The organism is Janthinobacterium sp. SUN137 (genome assembly GCF_030587265.1).
GTDB classification, from domain to species: domain Bacteria; phylum Pseudomonadota; class Gammaproteobacteria; order Burkholderiales; family Burkholderiaceae_D; genus Janthinobacterium; species Janthinobacterium kumbetense.
On the sequence record NZ_JAPWHZ010000012.1, the window covers coordinates 1 to 5789 of the forward strand.

The 5789-nt window shown below is 63.6% G+C and carries 2 protein-coding genes; both read right to left on the reverse strand.

Features of this window, described 5'->3' with window-relative positions:
• A partial coding sequence (locus O3298_RS29000) for a non-ribosomal peptide synthetase (protein ID WP_305061185.1) occupies positions 1-4834 on the reverse strand: 4834 nt, incomplete at its 3' end.
• 51 nt (positions 4835-4885) lie between these two features.
• A partial coding sequence (locus O3298_RS29005; RefSeq protein ID WP_305061186.1) for a phosphopantetheine-binding protein occupies positions 4886-5789 on the reverse strand: 904 nt, incomplete at its 5' end.

The following is a 5789-nucleotide window of genomic DNA, read 5'->3' on the forward strand; positions in this document are numbered from 1 at the left end:
CCTCGACGGCCGCTACCGGCGTGTGCGGCGCCTGCTCCAGCGCCTGCACCAGATTTTCCAGCGCCGTTTGCATATAGGCGCAAATGCGGCCCGGCTCGGCCTGCACACTGAGCTGCGCGGTCAACATGAAGTCGTCGCCGAAGTCGTCCACCGACAGCGTCACCGGATAATTGTTGCGTTCCTCTGTGCTCAGGATCTGGGTGCCGCGCCATGCCGCATCGCCGCCGCCCGTCTGGCCGGGGGCCGTATGCCGATAATTCAACAGCGACGTAAACAGCGGCGAAGGCGCCTCGACGCTGCTGCAGCGCTGCGCCAGCGCCAGCGGCGCGTGCTCATGGTGCACCAGCCGGGTCAGCAACTCGTGGGTGCGCCGCAAGCTCTGCGCCACCTCCTGCTGCCCCACCGCCAGGCGGATCGGCAGCGTGTTGATGAACACACCAGGAACCTGGGCTACCTTCTCCCCGCCGCGCATGCGGCCGAACAGCACCGTGCCGAACACCACGTCGCGGCGGCCGGTCAGGCACGAGAGCACCTGTGCCCACGCCAGATGGATCAGACTGGCGGCACTCACCTGCAGCCGGCTCGCTTCACGACGCAGCTTACCAGCCAGCTCGGCGCCGATAATCTGGGTCGCCTCGCGCACGTCCCTGCCATTCCCCTGCACATCGGCCAGGCCGAAGGGGGTGGTCGGTTCGTCGATATCAGCCAGCATCTCGCGGAAGAAGGCTTCATGTTCGTTGCGGCTGACGCCAAGGCGCGCCTGCGCCACGAACTGGCGGAATGGCACCGGCGACGGCAACGGCGATGCCTCGTTCGCGAGGATGGTCCGGATTTCGCCGATGATGATTTCCAGCGTCGCATGGTCGGAGACAAGGTGGTGCTGGATGATTTTCAACAGCCACCGCCCGTTCACGGGGTCGTGGGCCGCGAAGGCATGCGTCAACGGCGCCTGCCGCACGTCGATGCGGTAATGCGCCGGATCGTAGCGTGCGTCCATCTGTGCGGCGATATCGCCATCCAGGGGGGCGAAGCTGACGTCGACGATCAGCGCCGGCGCATCGCGCCATACCACCTGCACAGGCTCCCTCAGGCCCTCCCATACCACGCTGGTACGCAGTACATCATGCCGTGCAATGACCTGCTGCAGCGCCGCAACGAAGGCATCGAGCGTGGCGCGCCCATCGAAGGCCAGCAGCATCGGCAGCAGGTACACATCACCCTGCTGCTGCAGCAGGTGGTGGAACAAAATTCCTTCCTGCAGCGGACCGAGCGGATAGATATCCTGGACATTAGCCGCGCCGCCCGGCACTGCCATGACGATGCCATCGATTTCCTGCTGGCTTAGCTCGACCAGCGGCAACAGCTCCGGCCCGATAGCCTGGCAGCCGGCGGGAATCAGGTTGGGCAGCACCTCCACGGTATGCTCGCGGCGCCCCAGCGTGTCCACCACATCGGCAATGGTCGGCATGCTGAACAGCGCCCGTACCGTTGTGACCAGACCGGCTTCGTGCATCCGGTCGATTAGGCCGATCGCCAGCAGCGAGTGCCCTCCAAGCTCGAAGAAATTGTCGTGTATGCCAACTCGCTCGACCTGGAGCATATCGGCCCAGATCTCCGCCATCGTACGCTCCGCGTCATTGCGCGGCGCCACATAGGCCGGCTGCCACAGTCCGGCGTCCGGCGCCGGCAGGGCTTTGGCGTCGACCTTGCCGTTCGGCGTCAGCGGCAGCGCGGCGAGCACCACCCAGGCCGATGGCACCATGTATTCGGGCATGAGCCGCTTCAGATAAGCTTTCAGTTCGGCCGCCAGCGACTGGTCCGGTTCTGCGCCGTCCTTCGGCGTCAAATAGGCGACCAGACGCTTCTCGCCGCTGTTGCTGTCGCGCGCCACCACCGCCGCGATGCCGACGGCTTCATGCTCCGCTAACTGGCTCTCGATCTCGCCCAGCTCGATGCGGAAGCCGCGGATCTTGACCTGGCCGTCCGCGCGTCCCAGGAACTCTAGGTTGCCATCGGCAAGGTAGCGCACCAGGTCGCCCGTCTTGTACAGCCGGCTGCTGCTCTGGCGTCGATGGGCATCATGAAAGGGATTGACCACGAACCGTTCCGCCGTCAAGTCCGGGCGATGCAGGTAGCCGCGCGCCAGTCCCACGCCACCGACATACAGTTCGCCCGGCGCGCCGGCCGGCACCAGACTCATTGCCGGCCCCAGCACATACAGACTGTAGTTTTCAATCGGCTTGCCGATATTGCTCACGCCCTCGACCAGTTGGACCACGGTCGTGTCGACCGTGCATTCGGTCGGGCCGTAGACGTTATGCAGGACAATGCGGACATTGTCGGCACGCTTGTACCATTCCGAAATCATCGTCCGGTTGACCTGTTCGCCGCCAATATTGATCTGGCGTATGCACGGCGGCGGCGCCGCGCGGCTGTCCTTGGCCAGTTCGTGCCAGTAGGCCGTCGGCAGGCACAGGATGTTGATATCGAGCGCGGCGCAGCGCTCCCAGAACTGCTCGGGCGACTGCGGCCAGCTGTCCGTACGCAGCACCAGCCGCGAGCCATTGCACAGCGCGCCGAAGATGTCGGCAATCGACAGATCGAAATTAATCGTGGAGAACTGCAGCATGCTCTCCGCACCGGTCAGGTCAAGCCGTCGGCGGATCGACCAGGCCAGGTTCACCAAACTCGCATGCTCGATCATAACCCCTTTGGGATTGCCAGTCGAGCCGGAAGTGTAAATGATATAGGCCAGGCTGCACGAACTCAGACCCATGGCGGGCGGCGCGACACTGCCGGCGCCTTGCGCCGTCAACTGGTCCTGGACCGCCTCGTCATCGAGGCACAGCGCCAGCGCCGCATCCACCACCTTGCGTTCCACCAGCGCGCGCTGGGTGAGCACGGTGTCAAGCCTGGCGTCGGCGACCATGTAAGCCAGCCGCGCCTCGGGATACGCCGGGTCCAGCGGCACGTAGGCACCGCCGGCCTTGAGGATGCCCAGCATCGCGACAATCATGTCCAGCGAGCGGTCGATGCAGATGCCGACCAGACTATCCGGCAGCACACCGCGCTCGTTCATCAGGTAGTGCGCCAACCGGTTGGCGCGTTCGTTCAGCTGGCGATAAGTCAGCGTCTGCCCGTCGCAGACCAGCGCCACCTGATCGGGATTCTTTTCGGCCTGCGCCTCGAACAGCTGGTGGGCGCACTGGTCCAGAGAATAGGCCGCTTCGGTCGCGTTGAGCGTGTGCAGCAGGTGGTGGCGTTCGGTCTCGTCCAGCATCGGCAGTTCATACAGCCGCGCCCGAGGATCGGCCGCTATGCCTTGCAGCAGCAGCCCATACTGCCCGGCCAGCTGTGCGATGGTCCGCGCCTCGAACAGGTCGGCGTTGTAGTCGATCTGGCAGACCAGGCCCTGCGCCGTTTCCGTGACGTCGAACTCAAGGTCGAACTTGACCGGCGTATCCTTGCTCACCACCGCGCTAAAATCGACCTCATCGAGCCGGACCGGCGCGGCGCGGCGCGACTCCATTCCCATACTGAACATGATCTGGAACAGCGGGCTGTATTGCGTGCTGCGCTGAGGATTGATGCGCTCGACCAGATACTCAAACGGCACATCCTGATGGCTTTGCGCGTCGAGATTGACCATCCTGACCTGTTCCAGGAATTCGTCGAAACGCGGATTGCCCGACACGTCGGTGCGCAGCACCAGCGTGTTGACGAAGAAACCGATGATCTCTTCGAGCTCCTTCTGAAGCCGGTTCGCCACCGGCGTGCCGACCACGATGTCAGCGCTGTTGCTGTGGCGCGCCAGCAGGATACTCAACGCGCCATGCAGCGCCATGAACAACGTCGCCTGGCTGTCCTGCGCAATTTTCTTCAAGGTCCGGCATGTGCCCATGTCCACCACGAAGCGCTGCTGCGCGCCACGGAAACTTTGATGCAGCGGCCGCGCATGATCCAGCGGCAGGCTGTGCACCGGTGGCAGCTCCGCCAGCTGCCTGGTCCAATAGCCTAGCTGCTGCTCCAGTACCGCCCCGCTCAGCCAGTTGCGCTGCCATAGGGCATAGTCGGCGTAGCGAACCGCTAGCGGGCCATAGGGATTGTCCGCGCCGCTGCGCAGCGCCTGATACTGGCCAATAAATTCCCTGACCAGCAGGCCCATCGACCAGCCATCGGAAGCGATATGGTGCATGCAGAACAGCAGCAAGCCCTCCTCGTCGCCCAGCCGGATAAAGCTTGCGCGCACCATGACGTCGCTGGCCAGGTCGAACGAAAGCCGGCCGTCGGCAGCCGCGAGTTCCTGTGCGGACTGCTCGCGCGCGACCACGTCGAGGTGGCGCAGATCGATAACCTTGATGCCGAACTCCGGCTGTTCGCGGATCAGCTGCAACAGCTGCCCGCCCTCATTCGCAAACACCGTTCGCAACGGCTCATGACGCTCGATGATGCGCTGGAAGGCCAGTCCGGCAATGGCAGTATCAAAGCATCCGGCGACCTTCAGGACGGTCGGCATGTTGTAGTGCGCGCTGTCGCCGTCGATCTGGTCAAGAAACCACAAGCGCTGCTGGGCGAACGATGCCATTACACGATTGTGCTCGCGCGCCTGCCGCTGTACTTTGGGGCGCGCCGCCACCGGCAACTGCGCGCTTGCGCTCTTCTTCAGATAACTAACAAGCTGCTCGCGGTTGTGGCGGATCGCATCGAGAAATGCCTCCTCCGCCCCCTTCTTGAATAAGCGAAGCTTCAACTTCTCGCCCTCAAGGTACAACTGGACACCTTCACCTGCCAACGTCTTTATGAATTCACGCATTGTGATCTCTACTTCTTCCATGTGCCATGTGTTAACCAACCGGACAACCGGAGCCTGATTCGCCGGCACCGTTCAAATCTCTACTTCATTGAAGCCTTCGCCCGACATTGATTCAAAATGCTGGTTGATCAGATTCATCTCCGTGATGTCGTCGATCAGGGTCGCAATCTGGACAATACTGGTCTGCTCGAATAGCTTCCTGATCTGCAACTGAATGCCGAATTTGTCCGCCACCTCGGAGACCAGCCGGATAGCCAGAAGCGAGTGCCCGCCCAAGGCGAAGAAGTCTGCGGTCGTGCTGATCTGGTCCGCTTTCAGGTTCAGCAATCCTGACCAAATCGCAACCAGGGTTTCCTCGGTATCGGTCAGCGGCGCCACATACCCGGCCTGCGACAGGCTCGCGTCCGGCGCAGGCAGCGCCTTGCGGTCGACCTTGCCGTTCGGGTTCAGCGGCAGCGCATCGAGCGTCACCCACACGGATGGCACCATGTAGGCCGGCAGACTGGCCTGCAGGGCAAGCTGGAGCGCTGCGCTGTCAATGTCGATGTCGTTCCTGACCACATAGCCCACCAGGCGCTGGTCGCCCGGCTGGTCTTCGCGCGCCAGCACCACCGCGTCGCGCACCTGCGGCAGCGCGCGCAGCGCCGCCTCAATCTCGCCCAGTTCGATCCTCAGCCCGCGCAGCTTGACCTGATGGTCCAGCCGGCCCAGGTAGTCGATGTTGCCGTCGGCCAGGAAGCGCGCCAGGTCGCCCGTCTTGTACAGGCGCGAACCGGCTTCGCCGAACGGGTTGGCGATGAACTTCTCGGCCGTCAACTCAGGACGGTTCAGGTAGCCCCGCGCCAGGCCAATACCGCCGATATGCAGCTCGCCCGCCACACCCAAGGGAACCGGCTGCAACTGCGCGTCCAGCACGTACAACTGGGTATTCCAGATCGGCCGGCCGATCGGCACGCAGGTCAGACCGTTGTCCGGC